Source organism: Haloterrigena salifodinae (genome assembly GCF_003977755.1).
Classification (GTDB): Archaea; Halobacteriota; Halobacteria; order Halobacteriales; family Natrialbaceae; genus Haloterrigena; species Haloterrigena salifodinae.
Map to the genome: position 1 here is coordinate 889,970 of NZ_RQWN01000001.1, position 22,951 is coordinate 912,920.

Genomic DNA, 22,951 nt, shown 5'->3' on the forward strand with positions numbered 1-22,951 from the left:
CCGGCCCGTCTCCGAGAGACTCGCGTCCCTCACGTCGTGAACGTCAGGAAATGGCCGTCCGGGTCCCGGACGACGACCTCCTCGTCGTCGACGCGGTCGACGCGCCGGACGCGATCGCTGACCGCCTCGAGTTCCGCGGTCGGTTCGGTGCTCTCGAAGCCCAGATCGACGTGGACGCCGCCGCGAGCGTCGGCGATGCCGAGGTGGGGCTCCCAGAGCTCCAGGGCCATCGGGCCGTTCATCCGGATCCGCTTGCGTTCGTCCCCGCCGTCGACCGTCTCGAACCCCAGCGCAGCGTAGAACGACTCCGCGCGCTCGAGATCCTCGACCTCGAGGACGACCTCGAAGATCCCGTCGATGCCGGGGCCATCGACGCCCTGCTGGCCGAGTTCGACGCAGTTGCCGTCGGGGTCGTAGAGGTACAGCGACTTCGCGGGGCCGAATCGGGCCTCCTCGAGGTCGTACTCGGCGCTCAGGCGGTCCCACCAGTCGTCGTACTCGTCGTCGGGGATCGAGAACGCGTAGTGGGTGTGGAGCCCGCCTCGCGGGACGGCCTCGGGCCGGCGAATCACGAGGTCCGTCTCGCCGGCGGCGAAGGCGAGTTCGGTCTCGCGCTCCGCGATGCAGGCCAACTCCAGCGTCTCCTCGTAGAACGACCGCGCCGGCTCGAGGTATTTGGCCTCGAGAGCGAGCCAGGACAACCCGGTGAGCATGGTCGGACGTACGCGCGGCGGCGACATAGTGTCATTGCCTACGCTTTTACGCGCCGCCGTCGTAGTCGTCGGTATATGCCGTTCCGCGTCGACGAGCGCGCGACCGAGTTCCGGGAGATCGACCGCTTCGACGGCGGCGTCGGCTGGATCGCCCACCCCGACGAGGAGATGCAACGCGCGAGCCACGCCCTCGAGGTAGACGGCGACGTCTGGCTCGTCGATCCCGTCGACGCCGCAGGACTCGACGAACTGGTCGCCGAGTTCGGCGACGTACGGGGGGTCGTCGTCCTGCTCGATCGCCACACGCGGGACGCCGAAGCGATCGCCGACCGGCACAACGTGCCGGTCTATCTCCCGCGGATCTTCGAGGGCGTCACCGAGGACCTCGACGCGCCGGTCGCCCGCTTTTCGGACGAACTCTCCGACACCGGCCTCGAGGCCCACACGATCGTCGACAATCGCTTCTGGAAGGAGGTCGCCCTCTACAACCCCGAGGACGGAACGCTCGTCGTCCCCGAATCGGTCGGCACGGCCGCGTTCTTCCGGGCCGGAAGCGAACGCCTCGGCGTCCACCCGGTGCGTCGACCTGTCCCGCCCCGCAAGGAACTGGGCGGCTTCTCGCCCGAGCGGATCCTCGTCGGGCACGGTCCGGGGATCGCGACCGACGCGCCGGCGGCGCTCGCGGACGCCCTCGAGAACGCCCGCCGGCGCGCACCGCAGGTGTACGCGGGGATGGCGTGGCAGCTGCTGCCGATCTAAACGAAGAAAAGTCACTACGCCGTCGAAAACGGTACCGATACGGTCGAAGCGCTCGCATCGCGCTCCAGCACCGTCGAATCGCCCGTATTCTGTTCCGAAATTGTCGAATCGTCTCTTCTCATTCCGACATCGGTTGCATCGATGTCCGCGGGGGGTACAACTAACTACGATCGGTACTTATGGTGAATAATGGTCTACATCACGCGGGCGCTCGTCGACGTTCTCCTCGATCTCGCCAGCGACGCCGATCCGGACCGCGTGACGACCGGCGTCTCGGTGACGCCCGCCGGCGAACTCGAGGGCACGACCGAGTTGGCGCCCGAGATGCCGGTCTTTACGGACTTCTTCCTTCCCGATCCCGATAACGCCCTCAACGCCGTCTTCGGCGTCAATCTCACGACCCCGGCCCGCCAGACCCAGGGGCAGTTCGTCTCGCACCCGCTTCGGGAACTCGAGGTGACCAGACGGGACGACCTCGCGGAAGTGATCTTCGTCGCCGTTCCGCCCTGGAAACTCGGCGACCGGTCGTTCGGTGCCTTCGATCGCCGCGGTCGGCGCCAGCCCCTCGAGGTCGTCGACGCGCGACCGCCGGACCAGTCGCTGACCGACTAACTCGGCGAGGAAAAACCGAATCCGAACGCGCCGCGAGCTCGCGACCGCTACCGGAACGAGGCCGGAACCGGCTCCGGTCGCGGCGCGGCGCTCGTCGGCCAGTGGCCGTCGCCGATTATTCGATCGACGATGCTCCGACGCTCCGGCTTACGATCGTCGTCGGCGTCGTCCGACGGCGATGGGAAGTCCGGGATGTGTGGCATCCGTCTTCGACCTCCACTCGGAGCTAGCGCCTCGAACCAGATAATAACCGTGCCTGTTCTACCGGGGTGGCGAGAAGAGCGGTGTCACGGGCCGTCTCGTGCCGGCTGGCACCGAACTGCGATCGGACGACCGCTGGTTCGATAACGCGGACGCCGCTACCTCGAGGATCGAGCGCCGCTGACTCGACACGCGACCGGCTTCGAGAGCGGTGGCGCCCGCGCTACTCGAGGTAGCCGAGGCCGCGAAGCTGTTCGGTGATCTCCTCGAACTCGGCTTCGGTGAGTTCGCCCTCCTTCTGGTGCTGGATGACGATGCTCCGGAGCAGGAATCGGACGAGGTCGCTCGTGCTCTGGAAGCTAGTGCCGTCGATCGTCTCCTCAACGCGGTCGGCCAGGTCCTTCGGGATCGAGACCGTGGTGTATTCGGTCATACAGGTGTCTTCATCGCCGGCGACAAATGCGTGTCGGGAGCGGGCGTCCATCGCGGTCCGGTAGCGTCGCTTTGCTCCCGAATCGGGAGCGCGATTCGACCGCGACTGAGAGCGCGATTCCGTGGTCGTCTTCGTAGCGGTTTTGCGGCCTGACACGGTACGTGATCGTATGGGAGTCCGGCCACCATCGAGCGGAGACGACGACGAACCCGAGAGCGTCGAGTTCGGTATCGCCGCCGTCGACGCTCATCTCAAGGACGCGGAGCTATCGTTTCCGGCGACCAAGGACGACGTCGCGGCCGAACTCGGCCACGAACGCATTCCGTACAACGTCCACGGAAACGACGTTGCGCTGAGCGAGATGCTCGCGGAAGTCGACATCGAGGAGTTTCGCTCGCGTCAGGAACTGTTGAACGAGCTGCACGGACCGTTCGAGGAGTATCGGCGGAACAACTCGAACGGCGTCTTCCAGCAGGTCCGCTCGATGCTGCCCTTTTAACGCGCTATCGTCCGTTGTCGTCTCGCTCGCGGCTCTTGCGAGTGATCTGCTCGAGACGGCGCCGTTGCTCGCGGTGCAAGGAGAGGAGCATATCGGAGAGGACGCCGAAGATGAGCAACTGAACGCCAAGCAAGATCGCGGCCGCGGAGACCAACGCCATGATCTCGTGGCCGACCTGATACTGCACCCACTCCCAGAGGACGTACGACGCGATCGCACCGCCAAAGAGGATCCCGCCGACGCCGAAACTACCGAAGTAAAACAGCGGATTGTTCGTCTTGGCCAGCGAGTACAGCGCGAGGATGATCGTGCCGCCGTCCTTGACCGGGTGAAGGTTCGTTTCCGACTCGTCGGGACGGGCGCGGTAACTGATCGGCACGACGGTCGTGTCGATGCCGTGTTTGACGCACTCGACGGCAAGTTCCGTCTCGAGGGTGAAGCCGTCCGAGTCGATCGAGAGCCGGTCGAACGAGTCGACGGTAAACGCTCGGTACCCCGAGAGGATATCCTCGTAGTCGGCGCCGTGAATGACGCTGAACGAGCGGTTGATCATTTGGTTGCCGAAGCCATTCAACGTCTTCATCGCGTCGTCGTCCATGTTGGCAAACCGGTTGCCGACCACGTGCTCGTACCCCCGTGAGAGGGGCTCGATCATGGTATCGACGTCGGCGGGATCGTAGGTCCCGTCGCCGTCTAACATCACCACGTAGGGGACGTTGACGTACTCGATGGCCTCGCGGACGGCCTGGCCCTTTCCGTCGCCGGACTGGACGAAAACGTGGGCGCCGCGATCGCGGGCGATTTCCCGGGTGTCGTCGTTACTCCCGCCGTCGGCGACGAGGACGTTCGTGTAGCCCTGTTCGTGGAAACCGTCGATGACGTTACCGATCGTCGCCGCCTCGTCGAGGGTCGGAATAAGAACGCAAACGTCGTCGGGAGAGATCTCCCGCGTCTCGGAACTCATAGCGATGACCTCGCCGTCGCCGCTCGAGAGCATCGCATCCGCGCGAACCGCGTCATTTCCCATCGACGATCATTCCCGTGCGCGGCCGCAAAAGGATACTGATTGCGTAATACGCGTGTTATAACGGCTCCCGTAGACGGCCCGTCGCGCGTCGCGGTTCTCCGGTCCGACTCGAGCGACTCCATCATCGGCATCGGCGCTACCAGGTGAGTCCCTCGTAGACCTCGAGGGCGTCCCGGTCGACGTCGATCCGGCGGCCGTCGACCAGTACCCGGTTCGCCATCCCGTCGAACGCGAAATCGTCGAACTCGGGCCAGTCGGTCGCGACGACCGCACCGTCGGCTCCCTCGAGGGCCGCGTCCGCGGAGTCGGCGTACTCGATCTCGGGGTAGTCCGGCCGGACGTTCTCGATCGCGACTGGGTCGTAGGCGACGACCTCGGCGCCGCGCTCGCGGAGGTGCTCGATCACGTCGAGCGCGCGGGACTTGCGAACGTCGTCGGTTCCGGGCTTAAAGGAGAGTCCCAGCACCGCGACGCGGGCACCCTCCAGCGGGACGTGCTCAGCGAGTAGGGCGACGAGCCGGCGGGGTTGTTCGTCGTTGACCGAGACGACGGCGTCGAGCAGATCGGGGTCGTACCCCTGCTCGCGGGCGCCGGCCCGCAAGGCGTTGACGTCCTTCGGGAAACAGGAGCCGCCCCAGCCCAACCCCGAGCGCATGAAGCGGTCGGAGATGCGGTCGTCGAGCCCGACCGCCGCGAGCACCTCGTAGGCGTCCGCGCCGTACTCCTTCGCGATGTTCCCAAGTTCGTTGACCAGCGAGACCTTCGACGCGAGGAAGGCGTTGTTGGCGTACTTGATGAGTTCCGCCTCCCGAACGTCGGTCTCGACGAGGTCGGTTTCCTCACGCTCGAGAATTGGCGCGTACAACTCGCGGAGAGTGCCAGCGGCGCCCTCGCTCGAGGCGCCGAGCACGACCTTATCGGGCTCGAGGAAGTCCTCGACGGCCGTGCTCATCCGGAGGAACTCGGGGTTCATCGCGATCTCGAGCCCGTCGCCGATTCGGCGGCCGGACTCCTCTTCGAGGATCGGGCCGACGACCTCCTCCGTGGTTCCGGGGAGAACCGTGCTCTTGACGACCACGAGGTGGTCGCCGTCCTTCTCGGCGAGCGTCCGCCCCAGCGACTCGGCGCCCGCCCGCATGGGCGCCAGATCGAGGCTGCCGTCGTCGGTCTGGGGCGTCGGGAGACAGAGGAAGGTGACGTCGGTTTCCCGGATCTCGTCGTAGTCGGTCGTCGCGCGGAGGTTCGTGCCCGCGTGCTCGGCGATGCGCTCTTCGAGGCCCGATTCGTGGATCGGGGCTTCGCCCGCGTTGATCGTCGCGACGATGTCCTCGTCGATCTCGACGTTCAGCACGTCGTGACCGAGGTCGGCAAGGCAGGCGGCGATGGTGGTGCCGACGTAGCCGCTGCCGATGATAGAGACGTCCATGCTGTATCGCAATATCGGCCGTCGGTAGATGCTTTTGGGTTCCGGTCGAGACTGCGCGTGGAACCCACCCGATCGTCACCCGTACTCGACGGCGACACCGCCCGTTACGTCGAGAGCGGCGGCCACGTCGTCGCGATCGTCTCTCGAATGAGTCGCGTCTGCGCCCGACGGAGGCGCTCAGAGACCGAGGAGGCGGAGATATCCAGTTCCGCGGCGACCTCCTCGAGGGACGCGCGGCGTGGAACGTCGAAGTGGCCCAGTTCGTAGGCCGTTCGGAGTGCCTCGTGCTGGCAATCGGTTAACCCATCGCCCGGCGGCTCGGGCGTCCGGTCGCGAGTGAGACGGTGCAATCGGAACCCGGCATTGTGCTGCCAGAACGACGAGAACGCGGTGAAGGCGTCACGGTCGGCGAACCATCCCGTCTGCCGCCACCCGTTCGGTTCCACCTCGATCCGTTCGATGACGGCCTCGGCCGTGGCGAGGGCCTCGAGGCCCGCAAGGTCGTCGATCTCGTTGCCGAGCTGTTCTTCGAAGCTCAACGCCGGCGTGAGCTGATAGCGACGCGTCTCTCCGGCCCGTCCGATCAGGGACCAGTCCGCGACGTCGACGGCGTCAGCAAACGCGGCCTCGATTGTGGTTCGAGACCCCCCGGTTACGGTGGCGATAAACAGCGGTCGATTACCGTGGTTGTACTGCAACTCGAGGAGAACAGTCGCGTCGGGAACCGTCGCCGCGACCCCGACAAGCGGGAGCGCATCGCAGCGAATCTCGAATTCGGCGACGAGGCTCATACGTGACCGTTTCCGTCGAGGCAAATGGGAACATCGAAACGGTCAGCCGGGCGACGGGTCCGCTCGCCGATCGGGCGTTCGACGGCCGACTTCGGCGTCCGCCTGACCTCCGACTTAAACGGCCGGATCACTGAGAGAACGACTTAGCCTGGTCGTACCCCTCGGTAGCGACCCATGCAGACGACGCGATTCGAAGACGGCCGGAGAGTCGAGTACGAACGACGCGGCGACGGTCGACCGTTGATCCTGCTCCACGGCGGGATGGTCCCTCGAGAGTACTGGACGCCCGTCGTCCCCCACCTTGAGGAATATGCGACGATCGTCCCCCAGCGGCCGGGATTCGGTACCTGCCTCGACGATCCAGCCGAGACGAGCGCGGATGAGGTATTGGAACGCGAAACCCGGTACGTCCGAGCGCTCGCCGACGATGTCGATGGCGTTCCGATCCTCTTTGGCCACTCCTACGGCGCGCTCACGGCGCTCGAGGCCGCGGCCGACGCGGCGGTCGACGCGGTCGTCACCTACGAACCGGCGGTGCTCCCCGACGAGTTCCGGAAGCGAGCCGATCTCGCCGATCGGATGGAGGCGCTCATCGAGGACGGCCGACGCCACGAGGCGGTGAAACGCTACGTGAAACTGGTCCTCCATCCCGATGGAATCGATGACCTCGACGCCTGGTTGTCCAAGTGGCCGGTCTGGCCGGACTGCGTCGACCTCGCCGAGGAAGTCCTGCGGATGAACCGCGCCGTCGAGCGGTACCGACTCCCAGATTCGCTCGACGTCGACGCCCCTGCGCTCGTGCTGACCGGCACCGATGGTCCCGACTTCCTCCGGAACAGCGCCCGCGCGGTCCACGACACGCTGCCGCACAGTCGCCTCGTTGAGTTCGACGGGATCAGCCACAGCGGTCCCGCCGAAGCACCGGAACCGATCGCGGCGGAAATCGAGTCGTTCCTCGGCAGGCAGTAGTCTGTCGCCGTTTCGGGCGCCTTCGCTCTCGGGACGAACGCTACCAATCGGATCGACGGCTCGTCACTCGAGCGCCTGCTGCAGATCGCGAACGACGTCGTCGTAGGCCTCGTGGGCGCGCCCGAGGTTCATCGGCTCAGCGAACATCCCGAAGAACCCGTGGATCATGTCGTCGTAGTGGTAGTGCGTGACCGGGACGCCGTCTGCCTCGAGGCGCTCGGCGTAGCGCGCGCCGTCGTCGCGCAGCGGGTCGAAGCCGGCGGTGACAACCGTCGCCGGCGGGAGGCCCGAGAGGTCGGCAGCCAGCCGCGGGCGGGCATAGACGTTCCCCCGATCGATCTCGCGTCCGAAGTAACAGTCGTCGAACCACTCCATAGTCTCCCGCTCGAGGAAGTAGCCATCGGCGTTCTCCTCGTAGGCGTCGGTTTCGGTGATGTCGCCGGTGATGGGGTAGATCAGGAGTTGGTGGGCGGGTTCGACGCCGCCGCGATCGCGCGAGAGCAGGCTCGTCGCCGTCGCGAGATTGCCGCCGGCGCTGTCGCCGGCGAGGACGATGCGATCCCGATCGCCGCCGAGCGTCTCGATCTCGTCGTCGACCCACTCCAGCGCGGCGTAACAGTCCTCGAGCGCGGCGGGGAACGGGTGTTCAGGCGCCAATCGATACTCGACGCTGGCGACGGTGTAGCCGGTCTCGGCGGCGAGTTTCCGGCAGGTGTCGTCGTGTTCGTCGACGCTCCCGACGACGAAGCCGCCGCCGTGGAAGTAGCAGATCGTCGGTCGCGGCGTCTCGCCCGCGGGCTGGTAGACGCGGATCAGGAGGTCTCCGGCCGGTCCATCGATCGTTCGATCCTCGACCGACTCGAGGTCGATCGACGGGCCGTCGGCGTCGGCGTTGTCGTCGAACATGTCATCGAGCACTGCGCGCGCCTCGTCAACCGGCAGTTCGTGCAGCGCCGGCGTCTCCGCCGAGTCGATGGTCTCGAGGAGCGGCTTGAGGGCCGGATGGGGCTCCGGAGCGCGGGTTGGTGTCATATCACGAGACTCTCACCGGCGGAACAAAAAGGTATGCGCATCGGTCGCCGGCGCGGCCGTCGATCCGTTCCACACCGCTTATTTCGGTTCGGCGCGGCCCTTCGAGCAATGACGAACGAGGCACTCATCGAGGCCCTGCGGGACGCGGAGGCGGTCAAGTTCGGCGAGTTCGAACTCTCCCACGGCGGCACCAGCGAATACTACGTCGACAAGTACCTCTTCGAGACCGATCCCGACTGTCTCGAGGCCATCGCGGAGGCATTCGCCGACCGGCTCGCGGCCGACGACAAGCTCGGCGGCGTCGCGCTGGGCGGCGTCCCCCTCGCCGCCGCGACCAGCGTCGCCGCGGGCGTCCCCTACGTCATCGCGCGCAAGCAGCGCAAGGAGTACGGCACCGGAAACCTGATCGAGGGCCGACTCGAGGACGGCGAGGAGGTCGTCGTCGTCGAGGACATCGTGACGACGGGGACAAGTCTGGTCGAGGCCGTCGAGGCGCTCCGGGAGGCGGGCGCGACCGTCGAGCGCGCGCTGGTCGTCGTCGACCGCGAGGAGGGCGGCCGCGAGACCGTCGAGGAGGCGGGCGTGGAGATGGAGGCGCTGGTGACCGCGAGCGACCTGCTCGAATCACAGTAAATCCCCCGGCAACCGACGGAACCGACGGCTACTGCCCGTAGGACTCGAACTTCTCGACGACCGTCTCGAGTTGGGCGTCCGAAAGCGTCCGCGGCTCGAGGCCGGCGGCGCGGGTCTGGAGGTACAGCCGCGCGAGGCTCTCGATGTGGTGGGCGTTCTCGAGCGCGGTCTCGAGGTCCGACGCCGTGACGACGAGACCGTGGTTTTCGATGAGCGTCGCGGTCGCCTCGGCCTCGTCCATCGTCCGGACGATGTTCTCGGCCAACTCGTCGGTGCCGTAGGGCGCGTACTCGGCGACGGGGACGCGCTTGCCGACCGCGACGATCATGTAGTGGATCGGCGGCAGCGGCTCACGGGCGACCGCCAGCGTCGTCGACCACGGCGAGTGGGTGTGGACGATCGCGCCGACGTCCTCGCGGCGGTAGATCGCGGCGTGCATCGGCACCTCGCTGCTCGGGGCCATCCGTCCGCTGCGGTCCTCGCCGTCGACGCCGACAACCGGAACGTCCGCGGCGTCGAAGCCGTCGTACGGGACGCCGGTCGGCGTGATCGCGAATGCGTCGCCGGTCTCGCCGTCGCGAACGCTCAGGTTGCCTGTCCGGCCCGGCGTCAGCGCCGCGAGCTCCGGGGCGTGCTCGACCACCGCTCGGCGTTCGTCCTCGAGACTCATCGGATCACCTCCAGCAGTTCGTCGAACGCGTCGATTCTGTGGTCCGGTTTCCGGTCGCCCTCGAGCGCTCCGTCTACCTCGCCGCGCGGATCGAACAGGACCGTCTCGAGGCCGACCGCGTTCGCGCCGACAACGTCCGCGTCGACGTTGTCTCCCACCATCACTGTCTCCGAGGCACGCCGGTCGAGGCGTGCGAGCGGGAGCGTGAACATGACCGACCCCGGCTTCTCGCGGCCTGTCTCCTCGGACGTCAGGAGGAGATCGATCCCGTCCGCGAGCCCCAAGCGCTCGAGTTTCGCGAGCTGGATCCGGGTCGTCAGATTGGTCACGATTCCGACGTCGATACCGCGGTTCCGCAGGTCTGCGAGCGTCTCCTCGACCTTCGGATAGCACGTCATCTCCGCGAGGTAGGCGTCCCAGAACGCCTCGCCCAGCGCCTTCGCGTCGCCCGGTCTGGCCGTTTCCGCGTGCAGTTCGAGCCCGCGCTTGAAGTAGAGGAACCGTTCGTGGCTCGCCGCTGTGCCGGGGACCTCGCGTTTGACTTCGCGACGGCCGGCCCGATAGAGCGACTCGAACCCGGCGCGATCGAGATCGTACCCCAGTTCGCGAGCGGCCTCGAACGCGGCCTCCGTTCCCGCCACCTTGCACGGCGGATACGGGTACAGCGTATCGTCGAGGTCGAACAGCGCCGCGTCGATCGACATACCGGACCCGTCACCGGCAGGGACAAAACGAGTATCGGTCGCGGAACCGCGCGGTAGCGGCCTCGGTATCGGTCGGCTCACTCGCGAGCGGAGCCACTGGCCGAGGACGTCTCGCTCTCGCTTTCCTTACGGGCGCGATAGCGGCGGTAGGTCACGACGGCGAGGCCGAGCGCGACGAGTCCGACACTCGCGAGACTGCCGCCGACGAACCACTGGCCGCGGAACCCGAGGAGCATCAGGCCGAGCGCTACGGCGAACACCCCGACGTGGACGAGGGCCCCGGCGCCGATGAACGCGAGCAGCGTCTCGGACGAGAGTTCGTCGAACGCGCGCTCGAGATCCTCGTCGCTCTCGCTACCCCCGGCCGGGCCTTCGAACGGATCCTCGAGAGGATCGTTCTCGAACGGGTCCCTGAGGTGATCTCCGCCGAACGGGTCGTCGAACGGATCGTCGTCTGATGGATTGGGGCCCACGAACGGACGTACCCCGTTCGGCGGGAAAACCGTTCGCCCGACGAGGACTGTCTGGAGCCAGCGCCGATATCCGTCGCGGCCGGTCGCGAGTCGCGATGACGGTCGTCCGGCGAACCGGGATCTCGACGGTTCATCACAATGTTTTTATCCCGCTCGAGACTACGCGTATCCACGATGGTAGGTGTCCGCTTTACAGGGGCTCTCGCCCGCTTCTAACCTACATCTACCGCTGGCTGTGCTCGATTCGATCCACAGCACGGTGGGACGAGCGGACCACCCGCCGAACTTCTCACCGAAGTTCCCCGATCAGCAGCGGCCACAGCACTACTCGCAGCCGCACCCACACGAACACCCATGTCAGAACCAGATTCCCAGTCACAGGAACAGATAACGGTTGTACTGCCCGACGGCTCCGAACTCGAGGTCGCACCCGACGCGACGGTCGAGGACTGCGCCTATGAGATCGGCCCCGGCCTCGGCAGCGACACGGTCGCCGGCAAACTCGACGGCGAACTCGTCGCCAAGGAGGAACCCGTCTACGACGGCGTCGAACTCGAGATCGTCACCGACGGCTCCGAGGAGTACCTCGAAGTCATGCGCCACTCCGCGTCGCACTGTCTCGCACAAGCAGTCGAGCGACTGTACGACGAGGACGAGGTCAAACTCGCGATCGGACCGCCGACGGACGAGGGCTTCTACTACGACTTCGATAATCTCGACGTCGACGAGGAGGACCTCGCAGCGCTCGAGGACGAAATCGAGGAGATCATCGCCGAGGACTACGAAATCGAGCGCGAAGACGTCTCGATCGAGGAGGCCGAGGAGCGCCTCGAAGGCGAGCCCTACAAGCTCGAGTTGCTCGAGGAATTCGCCGACGAGAACGACACCGTCTCCTTCTACAAACAGGGCGAGTGGGAGGACCTCTGTGCCGGCCCCCACGTCGACTCGACGGGCGAGATCGGCGTCGTCGAATTGCTCGAGATCGCCGGCGCCTACTGGCGCGGCAACGAGGAGAACACGATGCAGACGCGGATCTACGGGACGGCTTTCGAGGACGAGAGCGACTTAGAGGACTTCCTCGAGCGCAAGCAGGAGGCCGAGAAGCGCGACCACCGCCGGATCGGCAACGAGATGAACCTGTTCTCGATCCAGGACGTCACCGGCCCCGGACTGCCGCTGTATCACCCGCCGGGGAAGACCGTCCTAAAGGAGCTCGAGGACTTCGTCGAGGACTTAAACAAGGACGCGGGCTACGACTACGTCGAGACGCCCCACGTTTTCAAGACGGATCTCTGGCACCGCTCGGGCCACTACGAGAACTACCAGGACGACATGTTCATCTTCGACGTCGGCGACGACGAGTTCGGCCTGAAGCCGATGAACTGTCCCGGCCACGCCGCCATCTTCCAGGACCAGTCCTGGAGCTACCGCGACCTCCCCATCCGGTACGCCGAGAACGGGAAGGTCTACCGCAAGGAGCAGCGCGGCGAACTCTCGGGGCTCTCGAGAGTCTGGGCGTTCACGATTGACGACGGCCACCTGTTCATCCGGCCCGACCAGATCAGACAGGAGGTCGAGGAGATCATGGACATGATCACGGACGTCCTCGAGACGTTCGACCTCGAGTACGAGATGGCGCTCGCAACGCGGCCCGAGAAGTCGGTCGGCTCCGACAAAATCTGGGACCGCGCCGAGGAGCAACTCGAGAACGTCCTCGAGAACCGCGCCCACGACTACGAAGTCGAGGAGGGCGACGGCGCCTTCTACGGACCAAAGATCGACTTCGCGTTCGAGGACGCCATCGGCCGCTCGTGGGACGGCCCGACGGTCCAACTCGACTTCAACATGCCCGAGCGGTTCGACCTCAACTACGTCGGCGAAGACAACGAGGAACACCGCCCGGTCATGATCCACCGCGCGCTGTACGGCAGCTACGAGCGGTTCTTCATGATGCTCATCGAGCACTACGAGGGTCGGTTCCCGCTGTGGCTCGCGCCCGAACAGATCCGCGTGCTACCGATCTCGGACGATAACCTCGGCTACGCTCACCGCGTCGCCAACGAGTTCGACGACTTCCGCGTCGAGGTCGACGGTCGCGACTCCACGCTCGAGCGGAAGATCCGCGCGGCTCACGACGATCGGGTCCCCTACCAGATCATCGTCGGCGACAACGAGGAGGAAGACGGCAACATCTCCGTCCGCGACCGCTTCGAGGACCAGGAGTACGACGTCGAGATCGAGGAGTTCAAGCAGCACCTCGAGACAGAAATCGAGGAGCAGCGCACGCAGCCGGACTTCCTGCAGGACTGATCGCGGTCACCCGCGGTCGCTGACCGCCGTTTCGTCTGCCCGATTCCCGACGAGTGCGCGAACGGTCCGTCTCCCCACGAATCGCGGCACGCGCTCGGCGTAGCGCTTGTACTCCTCGCCGTACTGCTCACGTAGCCAGGGCTCCTCGGCGAACGGCAGCGAGAGCCACCAACCCAGGTAAATCGCACAGACGACGGCCACCAGCCCGGAGTTCGCCAGTAGCGCGAAGCCGACCGTCGCGACGACGTAGCCGACGTACTGGGGATTTCTCGAGTAGCGGTACCAGCCGCCGGTTCGCAGGTCACCGGCGAGTCCCTTCGTCTCCTCGACGCCGAGGTCCAGGCCGGCCGTGATAGCGACGCCGTAGCCGGCGACGAACAGCGCGGCGCCCGCGGCCAGCGACGGGCCGCGGGGAAGGCCGAGACTGTTCCAGCTGAGATAGGTGAGCGCGAGCATGACGACGTTGAGTGAGTGCGAGATCCCCCAGTGGACGTAGTAGGTCCTGTCCCGTTCGCCCGGCGGCCAGTACGAGACCAGCCCCAACGCGCTGGCGACGATTCCCATGAGATTCGCCAGTGCGAGGCCAACGCCCACGACGAAGACGGCACTCGTCAGCGCGTTGATCATCGATGCATCACCGCCGTCGCTGTCAGCGACTCGAGCGACCACACCTGTCCCTGTCCTGGATCGACCGTCGGCAGCCGTGCTTGATAGCGCCTCATACGCGCACGTCGGCCATCGATCGCACTGTCGCTTCTCACGGATACACTAGGTGATTTATATGTTACCCCGTCCTGCCGTCGACACACCGCGATGAAGTACCTCGACGTTCGGCTCCGCCAGCCTGACTGGATGCTCCATCCCATGCAGCTGTTCATCCGCGAGGGAGACGCGGTCCGCTACGAGGAACTGCGCACGTGGAACATCCTCGGCCCCGAGGGCGACCGCGAGTACGAACTGTTCTACGCCGAGGCCGACCGCGAGGCGTACGTCGACGCCATCGAGGCCGTCGATTCGATCCGCTGGTACGACCTGACGCCGATCGACGACGACTCGTTCTACGTCTACATCTGCCAAGAGACTCGCGAGGAAGACGTGCGCTGGCGGCAATCGTTCGCCACGCTCGATCTCGTTATCGTCCCGCCCGTGATCTACGATTCCGAGGCCGCGTTCTACATGACCGTCGTCGGCGCCGGCGAGGACCTGCAGGCGATGCTCGAGAGGCTCCCCGACGAGATCGACGTCACCGTCCGCGCGATCGGGGAGTACGACCGCCGGCACGCGCCGCTGACCGGTGGTCTCACCGAGCGCCAGCTCGAGGCCGTTGCAGCCGCAGTCGAGGTCGGCTACTACGCGGTTCCGCGCGAGGCGGGACTCGAGGCCGTCGCCGAGCGGCTGAACTGTGCCGCGAGCACGGCCGGAACGCTCCTCCAAAAGGCGCAGGCGCGGGTGATGCAGCGACTCGTCCGACAGCGCGGGCGAGGTCTCCTCGAGAACGAGACGAACGCGACCGCTCTCGATGCGGGAAAATAGAAGTGACCTGGCCGGTTCGGCCGACTTGCGGCCGCTGATCACGGACGTGGCTATCTCGAGCGCGTAATCCGATCGAAACCCCCATACTTGCAGAATCGTGCATATCCCATATGAACAGAGCCGAGAAGGCAGCCCTGCAGTTACGGGCCGTCGACGTGTTGCGGATGCTGAAGGAGACCCGGACCTACGACGAACTCGCCGAGACGACGGGACTGCCGGCGGGCGACCTCAATCGGTACGTCAACGGACACGTGCTGCCGGGAACCGAGCGCGCACGTGAGGTCGTCGAGGACCTCGGCCGCGAGGCGCTGGCCGGCGAACTCGAGGCCCGCATCCGGGTCGACGACGAGGGCTACGTCGACAACAGCGCGGCGGTCTTCGACCAGTCGTTTCTCGACCTCGTCGCGCCCGTCGTGGCCAACGCGTTCGACTTCGATCGACCCGACGTCGTCCTCACCGCGGCGACCGACGGGATCACGCTCGCCGCCTCGCTCGCGAGCTACTACGGGACGCGCTGTGCCTACGCGAAGAAGAGCAAGGAGACCGCCGTCGAGGAGTTCATTGAGGCCCGCGAACGCCTCCAGTCGGGAATCGAACTCACCTACTACCTGCCCGAGTCGGCCATCGACGCCGGCGAGTCGGTGCTAGTCGTCGACGACCTCATCCGGTCGGGCGAGACCCAGGAACTCCTGTTGGACATCGTCGGCACCGCAGACGCGGAGGTCGCCGGCGTCTTCGCGCTCATCGCGGCCGGCGAGGACGGCATCCAGCGGGCTCAGAATCGCACCGACGCACCCGTCGACGCCCTCACGACGGTCTGAGCGGTCCGACGGCCGTCTCGAGTCGTTTCGTTCGTTGATCCCTCGCCGCGTTCCACGCGTTCATCGCTGACTGCGTTCCGTTCGGGCGTCGTTGACCGAAGCGTCTCCCGCCGCAGGGAAACCGTGTGAACCACTACCACATGATTAATCATTAGGTTTATTGTACTCCCGCCAGTTTGTGGTGGTACGACCATGACGAAGACAGTCATCCTCGGCGTGATCGGCTCCGACGCCCACGTCGTCGGGATCACCATCCTGGAGCAAGCGTTCGAGGCCGCGGGGTTCGATGTCGTCAACCTCGGGGTCCAGACCTCCCAGACGGAGTTTGTCGACGCCGCGACCGAACACGACGCCGCGGCGGTACTCGTCTCCTCGCTCTACGGTCACGCCAAACAGGACTGTCAGGGTTTCCACGGCGAACTCGCCGACGCCGACCTCGAGAACGTCACGACCTACATCGGCGGCAACCTCGCCGTCGGTCAGGACGACTTCGAGGAGACCCGCGCGTTCTTCCGCGAACTCGGATTCGACCGCGTCTTCGACTCCGAGACCGACCCCGAGGACGCGATCGAGGCGCTGCGGGCCGACCTGGATATGCGGTCCACGGAGTCCGAGCGGGAGAGCCAGACCGTCTCCGCCTGAACCGATCCGCCGGGCGCCGTTTTCGCTGTCGCTACGCGACGGAGCGACCGCTGTTGCAGTCGCTCATGCTGAGGCGTCGCGGCTCGAGTCGTGTTCTCCCGACCGCTCAGCGGACGATCGTCACCGGAACGGGCGAGCGGCGAGCCACCTTTTCGGCGACGCTGCCCAGCAGGATCCGGCTCGCGCCCGTGCGGCCGTGGCTCCCGATCGCGATGTGATCGACGTCGTGTTCGGCGGCGTAGTCGACAATCGATCGCGAGATTCCGCCGACGACGTGGTCCGTCTCGATCTCGACGCCGTGCTCGGCGGCCTGTTCGCGCGCCGCCTCGAGGATCGCCTCCGCCCGGTCCTGGTGGTGGTCCTGGAGTTCCTCGTAGTTCGCCACGGCGCCGCCTTCGATACCAGTCGCGGCGTAGAAGTCGCCGGGATCGAGGACGTGCAGCGCCGTGATGCGGGCCTCGGGATACTCCTCGCAGGCGAACTCGAGGGCTTCGGTCGACTGGTTCGAGTCGTCGACGGGAACGAGAACGTGTGTTGCCATGAGTGATACTACGTTGGCCCTCAAAATAAACGTCGGGCCGACGGTTCCTGCCATCGACGGGACAGCCCGGCGCCTACGGCGACGTGACGCGTTCGATCGCCCCCCGAATGCGCTCCTGGTCGGGCCGGTACGCCTCTTCCCGTCCCGGCAGCGGCACCGGGACGTCGTAACCGGCGATGCGCTCGATCGGCGCCTCGAGGTGCCAGACGGCCTCGTCGGAGATGCGGGCCGCGACCTCAGCGCCGAACCCGCCCGAGCGCGGCGCCTCGTGGACGACGACGCACCGGCCGGTCTTCCGGACCGACTCGCGGACCGTCTCGGTGTCCATCGGGCTGATCGTCCGCAGGTCGATCACGTCGGCCGACGCCTCGCTCTCCTTGAGGGCGCCTTCGACCTCCCGGACCATCGCGCCCCAGGTGATGACCGTGACGTCGGTGCCCGCCTCGACGACGCGGGCCTCGCCGAGAGGGACCTCGTTGTCGGCGGGAACGGGCCGACGGGCCGCCCGATAGAGCGGCATCGGCTCAAGGAAGAGGACGGGATCTGGACTGCGGATCGCCGACCGAAGCAGTCCGGCGGCGTCCCGCGCGGTCGAGGGAATCACGGTTTTGAGACCGGGAATGTGGGCATAGCCGGCCTCGTAGCTCTCGGAGTGGTGCTCTAGAGCCTTCACGCCCAGCCCGTACGGCGCACGGATCACCATGGGGCAGGTGAGCTTCCCGCGCGAGCGACTGCGCAGGCGCGAGACGTGCTGGTGGATCTGGTCGAACGCCTGGAAAGTGAAGCCGGCGAACTGGATCTCCGCGACGGGTCGGTAGCCCGCGGCCGCGAGGCCGACGCCCAGTCCGACGATGCCGGCCTCCGCGACCGGCGCGTCGTGGACGCGGCCGGGGAACGCGTCGAGCAGTCCCTGCGTCGCCCGGAAGACGCCGCCGTCGACGCCGACGTCCTGCCCGTAGACGACCACGTCCTCGTCGCGGTCCAGTTCCGCGTGCAGGGTCTCGCGGATCGCCTCGACCATGTTCAGCCGGTCGACCCCCTCCGTGACGCCCGACTCGGTCGCCGTCCCGCCGTCGCCGCGGGCCCCCTCCGCCGCTCGAGGCGGCGCGATCTCGCCGTCGGCGCCGCCGGTGAACGCCTCCCGCTGGCGCTCGAGGTAGTCGGGGAGTTCCGCGTAGGCGGTGTCGAACATGTCGACCGGATCGGCGTTCGCTTTGGTCTCACGGGCCGCCTCGAGGGCCTCCTCGAGTTCCGTCTCGATCTTGTCCTCGATCGTCGAGACGACGTCGTCGTCCAGCACTCCCCGGTCGCGGAGGTACTGTTCGAATCGCAGTATCGGGTCCAGCGGCTCCCACTCCGCCTCTTCCTCGGTAGTGCGGTAGACGGAGGGGTCGTCCGCGGTCGTGTGCATCTCTCGCCGGTAGGTCGTCGCCTCGATCAGCGTCGGGACGCCTCGCAGAGCGCGCTCCCTGGCTTCCTTCGTGACCGCGTAGACGCCCAGCACGTCGTTGCCGTCGACCTGGATCGGTTCGATGCCCGCGGCGACGGCCTTCTGGGCGAGCGTCGCGGCCCGCGTCTGCTTCGACAGCGGCGTCGAGATGGCGTACTGGTTGTTCTGGCAGCAGAAGATCGTCTGGGCCTCGTAGACTCCCGCCAGGTTCATCGCCTCGTAGACCTCGCCCTCGCTGGTCGCGCCGTCGCCGAAGTAGGTCAGCGCGACCCGGTCGCTGTCGTTCATTGCCTCGGCCCAGCCGATCCCTGTGGCGTGGAGCGGCTGGGACCCCACCGCGATGGCCGGCGGCATGATCGGCACGTCGTCGGGCGGTTCGCCGCCCTCCTCGAGCCCCATCGCGTACTCGAAGATCCCCTGGGGTGAGAGCCCGCGGGCCAGCGCCGACGGGTGCTCGCGGAAGGCCGGCACCGTCCAGTCGTCGTCGGCCAGCGCGGCGGTGCTGCCGACCTGTGCGGCCTCTTGGCCCGTCGCCGGCGCGAAGGTTCCCAGTTCGCCCCGGCGCTGGAGGGCGATCGTCCGCTCGTCGAGGCGCCGGGACAGCTTCATCGTCCGATACCACTCGCGCAACCGCTCCCCCTCGAGGTCCGGCTCCATGGACTCGTCGACGCGGCCGTCCTGATCGAGAATCTGGACGCGGTCGATCGAGAAGTCGGCGACCGTCGATCGTGGCATACGGGCGGTACGACGGACGGCCACTTAGTGCTCGAGTCGGCTATCGCACGCTTTGCGGCGCTCGAGTCATACACTACGGAGTCCGTTGGAGCAGGGTACGTGGACGTTCAGGCGGCCGTCGAACGCGCCGAGGCGGGCGAGTTCGCGACGCTCGACGAAAGAGATGTCGCGCCGAGCGCCGCCAGCAGTGACAGCGGTGTCGATAGCCGGAGGCGCAGTCGCTCGTCGATTCACGTAGCCATCGTTCTCGAGGCGAGTCGCAGAAAAATCGAGGTTCGGATCGTCGAAACCGACCGGTCGTTACTTCGCGCGACCCTGTCCGCCGTTGTTGGACGGACGGACCTTCTCGGCGCCCTTGCCGCGGTTGTTGAGGCCGCGGTTGGCCTTGCCAGCGTTGGTGAGACCGCGGAACGCGCGGTTCGTGTGGTCGTCGTCGCAGATCCAGTTGAGATCGTCGTCGTTCTCGATCGCCGGGTGGTTCGGATCAACGAGGATCGCTTCGAACCACTTCTGGCTGCCGTCTTCGCCGACCCAGTAGCTGTTGAGCACCCGCAGGTTGGGGTACTTCCGGGAGACGCGCTCTTCGCCGATGCGCTGGATGTTCTTGCGCCGCCCGATGCGGTTGACACCCTGGCGCTTCGAGCGTCGGCCGGCCGTGAAGCGTTCCTTCCGAGCCGTCCCCTTGCGGACCGACATGCGGACCACGATAATGCCCTGCTTGGCCTTGTAGCCGAGTTCGCGCGCCTTGTCCAGACGGGTCGGACGATCGATACGCTCGATAGCGCCCTGTTTGCGCCATTCCTGCTTTCGCTGCCACTGTAGTTCCCCGAGTTTGCCGTCGTCAGGGTCCTTCCATGCGTCCTTGATGTGGGAGTAGAAGCTTTCTGCCATCGTAATCACCGCGGGCGTTTCCTGGTTCAATCCCGGCCGGGGCCCGTCCCCGCGGATCACATCCCGACCTGTGGCGGCGGTGCCGTACAGGTGCCCGCTGGCGCCCGCGACCCAGCGAGTCTACCCTATCTTCCGAACTCTCGAGTATAAGGGCTTCGAACTGCGGGAACGGCGAGCCGAAAAACGAGGAATGTTCGTGGGTCGATCACCGCTCGAGCGGGACGTACTCGCCGACGCCGCCGGGGACGACGCCGTTGACCGTCGCGAACACGGCACCGAGGACCAGTCCGTAGACCAAGTGGCCGATCGCGAACAGGAGCGCGCTGACCAGTTCCCCCGCGACGCCCGGAATGGGGAGAAACGGCAGCGGCAACGCCGCGACGCCCGCCTGCTGCATCGCCAGTGGGAACAGGAGGCCGCCGGCGAAGAGGCCGAGGAGGGCCCCGAACACCAGTCCGACGACGAGGTAGTCGCTAAACGAGTCCACCAGGTCCTGGACCGCTCGCCGCGAGACCAGGGCGGCGAACGCCAGCCCGAATAGGGCGCTGAGGACCATGTGGACCGTCCAGCCGACGCCGACCGCCGTTTCGGAACCGGCGATCAGCGCGCCGAGCAGTTCGATCTGGCCCGCGCCGAGGTGGAGGACCAGCCCCATGGCGATGCCGCCGACCAGTCCGCCGGTAAAGCCGCCACCCCAGACGCCGACGCCGTCGAGATCGTGGTTGTCATTCTCACCCATATATAACGGGTACGAACGCGAGTGTAATCAAACCAACCATTGATTGGGTTGTACGAGGGTCTGATAACCAAATAAGTCGCCACCAGGTCACCGGAAAACCGGTCGAATTCGGCTGTGGCTGCGACGGCGTTGTACGGCCGGTATCCTGGATCCGTTCCATCCGATAGATATGTCGGAACAGGGATGGCGCGATCGTCTCACTAGGCGACAGTTTTCAGGTTGGCCCAAACAAGAGAGTGGTAACAGGTGCTGACAATGAGCAAGAACGTATCGACGGACAGATCGTCAGGTGGGGGGGGGGACGAACGCGACGAGCGACGCCATCGAGAGCGCGGCGTTTCTCGCGCGGTCGGAGCACCGCGTTCGCGTCCTCGAGTTGCTCGCGGACGGCCATCGTCGACTCCGTTACGAGCCTTCTGATGTACACCTACGGCGAGACGCTGGCCGCCGGCGACCGGCTGGACGTCGAGGTCTTCTTCGATCGGAATGCGAGCGACGTCACACTCGAGAACTCGGAACTCGTCGACCGGTGGCTCGGCGAGAAGACCGCCCGCTTGCTCGGGATGTCCGTCGAGCGCGTCCGGTTCGTCGCCGCCGGCATCGCGATCCTGTCGACCGCGGCCGCGATCGCCGTCGCCAGGCTCGTCGGCTTCGTCGGACTGAACGTCCCGCACATGGATCGGAACCTCGGCGGCGGCGATACGAAGCGGCTCCTCATGGGCTGTCTGTTCGTCGGCCCCGCGCTGCTGGTCGGCACCGACGTCGGCGCCCGCCTCGCCCTGAATCCCGTCCAGTTGCCGGTCGGGATCATCACCGGGCTCGTCGGCGGGCCGTACGTCCTCTACCTGATGTGCAAACAGGAGAACATGGGCGAGATCTAGGGGACTCAGCCTCGAGGCCACGGTCGATTCACTGGCCTCGAGTCGAGGATTACGTCGCAGTTCGAACGTCCCGTCGCTCGAGGCGGACCGATAGGGAAGGGACTGCAGTGGCTCGAGCGACGGACGGTCGACCGAGTACCGAACTGACGACGAGTAACAACCCGAAACGAGGAACGACCTGAAAGCCGTCGCTCGTCGGGTGGAAATGAGGTATGAAGAGCGAGGCAGCGAACCGGGTCTCCCAGAGGCTCGCGCACTCCAGTACTCGCCGGGACGCAGGCGGGCTTAACGTCCGTGTTCGGGATGGGTACGGGTGGTTCCCCGCCGCTGTGGCCGCCTCAACGCCGACCCGCGGAATCGAACCGCGGTAACGCCTGCGCCGGTGTGTTCACCCCGATATCAGGGGTACGTCGGTTTAACACTTCTGATCTTTCCGTCGAACGCCGACTCGGTTCGTTCCCGGCTCCTTTGGCGGTGCTCGGTTCCTGCTTGTCCGGCATCGTCCTCTTCAGCCGTCTTCTCGGCAATCGCTACTCAAGATCGTTCCGGCGGACAACGGGTCCCTATCGAGATCGAACCGATGGCGGAGCCGCGACTGGACGTTCGAAGCGAAGGACTATATTAATTGAATAATTAATTAGCGACGAGAACTACTCATGAACGGATTAGACGGGAAGACGGCCGTGGTAACGGGCGGCGGATCCGGAATCGGGCGCGCGTCGGCGAAACGCTTCGCCGACGAGGGGGCGAACGTCGTCGTCGCGGACATCGACGCGGAGACCGGTCGCGAAACGGTAGATCTGATCGAGGACGCCGGCAGTAACGCGACATTCGTCGACGTCGACGTCTCCGACCTCGAGTCGGTCGAGCGAATGGTCGATGTCGCGCTCGACGCGTACGGGAGCCTCGATTTCGCGCACAACAACGCGGGAATTCTCACGGGATTCGCAGACGTCGCCGACATCGACGCCGACGACTGGGACGCGCTCCTCGAGGTCAACCTGAAGGGAATCTGGACGTGCCTGAAGGCCGAGCTTGCCGTCATGGCGGAACGCGGCGGCGGGGCGATCGTCAACACGGCCTCTGAGTCCGGGCTCGTCGGGATGGGCGGTCTCGCCAGCTATTCCGCCAGTAAACACGGCGTCGTCGGACTCACGAAGACGGTCGCGCTCGAATACGCAACGCGGGGCGTGCGGGTCAACGCTATCGCACCGGGGCCGACGAACACGAACATCCAATCCAGGATGTCGGGAGACGGCGACCCCTCGAGCATGGAGTTCGACACATCGGCGATGATCGACGTCCCGATGGACCGCATCGCGGAACCGGAGGAGATGGCCGGCGCGGTCGCGTTCCTCTGTTCCGACGACGCTTCCTACATCACCGGGCACACGCTCCCGGTCGACGGCGGGCAGGCAGCGGACTGACCGCTCAACCTCATCGTCACGATTCGGAAAAGTTAGCGC

General features: G+C 66.2%; 25 protein-coding genes, 1 rRNA gene and 2 pseudogenes. 12 read left to right on the forward strand and 16 right to left on the reverse strand.

Annotation, left to right across the window (positions count from 1 at the left end; genetic code table 11):
* Nucleotides 1–29: 29 nt before the first annotated feature.
* Nucleotides 30–713: a VOC family protein gene (locus EH209_RS04545; RefSeq protein WP_126661743.1), complete on the reverse strand. Its 684-nt coding sequence runs from the start codon at nt 711–713 to the stop codon at nt 30–32.
* A gap of 75 nt (nt 714–788) precedes the next feature.
* Between EH209_RS04545 and EH209_RS04550 the strand changes: the two genes are divergently transcribed.
* Both EH209_RS04550 and EH209_RS04555 read left to right on the forward strand, forming a co-directional pair.
* Nucleotides 789–1,472: a hypothetical protein gene (locus tag EH209_RS04550; protein ID WP_126661744.1), complete on the forward strand. Its 684-nt coding sequence runs from the start codon at nt 789–791 to the stop codon at nt 1,470–1,472.
* A 189-nt stretch (nt 1,473–1,661) separates the two neighbouring features.
* On the forward strand, nt 1,662–2,084 hold the full coding sequence (locus EH209_RS04555; protein ID WP_126661745.1) for a hypothetical protein: 423 nt from the start codon (nt 1,662–1,664) through the stop codon (nt 2,082–2,084).
* A gap of 47 nt (nt 2,085–2,131) precedes the next feature.
* On the opposite strand, the gene EH209_RS23895 is transcribed toward EH209_RS04555, so the two are convergent.
* Both EH209_RS23895 and EH209_RS04560 read right to left on the reverse strand, forming a co-directional pair.
* Nucleotides 2,132–2,287, reverse strand: a complete 156-nt coding sequence (locus tag EH209_RS23895; protein ID WP_164721997.1) for a hypothetical protein — start codon at nt 2,285–2,287, stop codon at nt 2,132–2,134.
* A gap of 221 nt (nt 2,288–2,508) precedes the next feature.
* Nucleotides 2,509–2,718, reverse strand: coding sequence for a ribbon-helix-helix domain-containing protein (locus EH209_RS04560; RefSeq protein ID WP_008894315.1), 210 nt, complete (start codon nt 2,716–2,718; stop codon nt 2,509–2,511).
* A gap of 169 nt (nt 2,719–2,887) precedes the next feature.
* Between EH209_RS04560 and EH209_RS04565 the strand changes: the two genes are divergently transcribed.
* A complete protein-coding gene (locus tag EH209_RS04565) occupies nt 2,888–3,217 on the forward strand; it encodes a DUF5789 family protein (protein ID WP_126661746.1) in 330 nt (109 codons plus the stop codon).
* Between the two features lie 4 nt (nt 3,218–3,221).
* Here EH209_RS04565 and aglJ read toward each other — a convergent pair whose 3' ends face one another.
* The 3 genes from aglJ to EH209_RS04580 all read right to left on the reverse strand — a co-directional run bounded on the left by aglJ (nt 3,222) and on the right by EH209_RS04580 (nt 6,461).
* Complete coding sequence (gene aglJ, locus EH209_RS04570; RefSeq protein WP_126661747.1) at nt 3,222–4,244, reverse strand: S-layer glycoprotein N-glycosyltransferase AglJ; 1,023 nt, start codon at nt 4,242–4,244, stop codon at nt 3,222–3,224.
* Nucleotides 4,245–4,380: 136 nt separating this feature from the next.
* The gene (aglM, locus tag EH209_RS04575) at nt 4,381–5,670 is read right to left on the reverse strand and encodes a UDP-glucose 6-dehydrogenase AglM (RefSeq protein ID WP_126661748.1); all 1,290 of its coding nucleotides are present in this window, start codon (nt 5,668–5,670) and stop codon (nt 4,381–4,383) included.
* A gap of 104 nt (nt 5,671–5,774) precedes the next feature.
* Nucleotides 5,775–6,461 carry a helix-turn-helix domain-containing protein gene (locus EH209_RS04580; protein WP_126661749.1) on the reverse strand — a complete coding sequence of 229 codons (687 nt, stop codon included), beginning with the start codon at nt 6,459–6,461 and terminating at the stop codon, nt 5,775–5,777.
* Nucleotides 6,462–6,635: 174 nt separating this feature from the next.
* On the opposite strand from EH209_RS04580, the gene EH209_RS04585 reads away from it, so the two are divergent.
* A complete protein-coding gene (locus EH209_RS04585; protein WP_126661750.1) occupies nt 6,636–7,430 on the forward strand; it encodes an alpha/beta fold hydrolase in 795 nt (264 codons plus the stop codon).
* Nucleotides 7,431–7,493: 63 nt separating this feature from the next.
* Here EH209_RS04585 and EH209_RS04590 read toward each other — a convergent pair whose 3' ends face one another.
* Nucleotides 7,494–8,462 carry an alpha/beta hydrolase gene (locus tag EH209_RS04590; protein WP_126661751.1) on the reverse strand — a complete coding sequence of 323 codons (969 nt, stop codon included), beginning with the start codon at nt 8,460–8,462 and terminating at the stop codon, nt 7,494–7,496.
* 108 nt (nt 8,463–8,570) lie between these two features.
* On the opposite strand from EH209_RS04590, the gene pyrE reads away from it, so the two are divergent.
* The gene (gene pyrE, locus EH209_RS04595) at nt 8,571–9,095 is read left to right on the forward strand and encodes an orotate phosphoribosyltransferase (protein ID WP_126661752.1); all 525 of its coding nucleotides are present in this window, start codon (nt 8,571–8,573) and stop codon (nt 9,093–9,095) included.
* 28 nt (nt 9,096–9,123) lie between these two features.
* Here pyrE and EH209_RS04600 read toward each other — a convergent pair whose 3' ends face one another.
* The 3 genes from EH209_RS04600 to EH209_RS04610 all read right to left on the reverse strand — a co-directional run bounded on the left by EH209_RS04600 (nt 9,124) and on the right by EH209_RS04610 (nt 10,942).
* A complete protein-coding gene (locus EH209_RS04600; RefSeq protein ID WP_126661753.1) occupies nt 9,124–9,765 on the reverse strand; it encodes a class II aldolase/adducin family protein in 642 nt (213 codons plus the stop codon).
* Nucleotides 9,762–10,469, reverse strand: coding sequence for an HAD family hydrolase (locus EH209_RS04605; protein ID WP_126661754.1), 708 nt, complete (start codon nt 10,467–10,469; stop codon nt 9,762–9,764). The genes EH209_RS04600 and EH209_RS04605 overlap by 4 nt, the downstream gene beginning before the upstream one ends.
* A 77-nt stretch (nt 10,470–10,546) precedes the next feature.
* Nucleotides 10,547–10,942, reverse strand: coding sequence for a DUF7322 domain-containing protein (locus EH209_RS04610; RefSeq protein ID WP_126661755.1), 396 nt, complete (start codon nt 10,940–10,942; stop codon nt 10,547–10,549).
* Between the two features lie 354 nt (nt 10,943–11,296).
* Between EH209_RS04610 and thrS the strand changes: the two genes are divergently transcribed.
* Nucleotides 11,297–13,252, forward strand: coding sequence for a threonine--tRNA ligase (thrS, locus tag EH209_RS04615; protein ID WP_126661756.1), 1,956 nt, complete (start codon nt 11,297–11,299; stop codon nt 13,250–13,252).
* A 6-nt stretch (nt 13,253–13,258) separates the two neighbouring features.
* Here the strand turns inward: thrS and EH209_RS04620 are convergent, their stop codons facing one another.
* A complete protein-coding gene (locus EH209_RS04620) occupies nt 13,259–13,879 on the reverse strand; it encodes a methyltransferase family protein (RefSeq protein ID WP_126662521.1) in 621 nt (206 codons plus the stop codon).
* Between the two features lie 186 nt (nt 13,880–14,065).
* Between EH209_RS04620 and EH209_RS04625 the strand changes: the two genes are divergently transcribed.
* The 3 genes from EH209_RS04625 to glmS all read left to right on the forward strand — a co-directional run bounded on the left by EH209_RS04625 (nt 14,066) and on the right by glmS (nt 16,248).
* Nucleotides 14,066–14,785 carry a helix-turn-helix domain-containing protein gene (locus tag EH209_RS04625; protein WP_126661757.1) on the forward strand — a complete coding sequence of 240 codons (720 nt, stop codon included), beginning with the start codon at nt 14,066–14,068 and terminating at the stop codon, nt 14,783–14,785.
* 110 nt (nt 14,786–14,895) lie between these two features.
* Nucleotides 14,896–15,606 (forward strand): phosphoribosyltransferase family protein, encoded by a 711-nt coding sequence (locus EH209_RS04630; protein ID WP_126661758.1) that lies wholly within the window; start codon nt 14,896–14,898, stop codon nt 15,604–15,606.
* A 192-nt stretch (nt 15,607–15,798) separates the two neighbouring features.
* Nucleotides 15,799–16,248 carry a methylaspartate mutase subunit S gene (glmS, locus tag EH209_RS04635; protein ID WP_126661759.1) on the forward strand — a complete coding sequence of 150 codons (450 nt, stop codon included), beginning with the start codon at nt 15,799–15,801 and terminating at the stop codon, nt 16,246–16,248.
* A gap of 106 nt (nt 16,249–16,354) precedes the next feature.
* On the opposite strand, the gene EH209_RS04640 is transcribed toward glmS, so the two are convergent.
* The 4 genes from EH209_RS04640 to EH209_RS04660 form a co-directional block, all read right to left on the reverse strand.
* Nucleotides 16,355–16,789: a universal stress protein gene (locus EH209_RS04640; protein WP_126661760.1), complete on the reverse strand. Its 435-nt coding sequence runs from the start codon at nt 16,787–16,789 to the stop codon at nt 16,355–16,357.
* 73 nt (nt 16,790–16,862) lie between these two features.
* On the reverse strand, nt 16,863–18,974 hold the full coding sequence (gene pdhA, locus EH209_RS04645) for a pyruvate dehydrogenase (acetyl-transferring) E1 component subunit alpha (protein ID WP_126661761.1): 2,112 nt from the start codon (nt 18,972–18,974) through the stop codon (nt 16,863–16,865).
* Between the two features lie 300 nt (nt 18,975–19,274).
* Nucleotides 19,275–19,865, reverse strand: a complete 591-nt coding sequence (locus EH209_RS04655) for a 50S ribosomal protein L15e (RefSeq protein WP_126661762.1) — start codon at nt 19,863–19,865, stop codon at nt 19,275–19,277.
* 205 nt (nt 19,866–20,070) lie between these two features.
* A complete protein-coding gene (locus tag EH209_RS04660; protein WP_126661763.1) occupies nt 20,071–20,604 on the reverse strand; it encodes a hypothetical protein in 534 nt (177 codons plus the stop codon).
* 289 nt (nt 20,605–20,893) lie between these two features.
* Between EH209_RS04660 and EH209_RS25070 the strand changes: the two are divergent.
* Nucleotides 20,894–20,995: pseudogene (locus tag EH209_RS25070) on the forward strand (ArsR family transcriptional regulator); the annotation flags it as partial.
* A gap of 142 nt (nt 20,996–21,137) precedes the next feature.
* Nucleotides 21,138–21,485 (forward strand): annotated as a pseudogene (locus EH209_RS04665) (iron chelate uptake ABC transporter family permease subunit); the annotation flags it as partial.
* A 219-nt stretch (nt 21,486–21,704) separates the two neighbouring features.
* On the opposite strand, the gene rrf reads toward EH209_RS04665, so the two are convergent.
* A 5S ribosomal RNA gene (rrf, locus tag EH209_RS04670) occupies nt 21,705–21,826 on the reverse strand.
* 315 nt (nt 21,827–22,141) lie between these two features.
* Here rrf and EH209_RS04675 point away from each other — a divergent pair.
* Nucleotides 22,142–22,912: an SDR family NAD(P)-dependent oxidoreductase gene (locus EH209_RS04675; RefSeq protein WP_126661764.1), complete on the forward strand. Its 771-nt coding sequence runs from the start codon at nt 22,142–22,144 to the stop codon at nt 22,910–22,912.
* Nucleotides 22,913–22,951 lie beyond the last annotated feature (39 nt).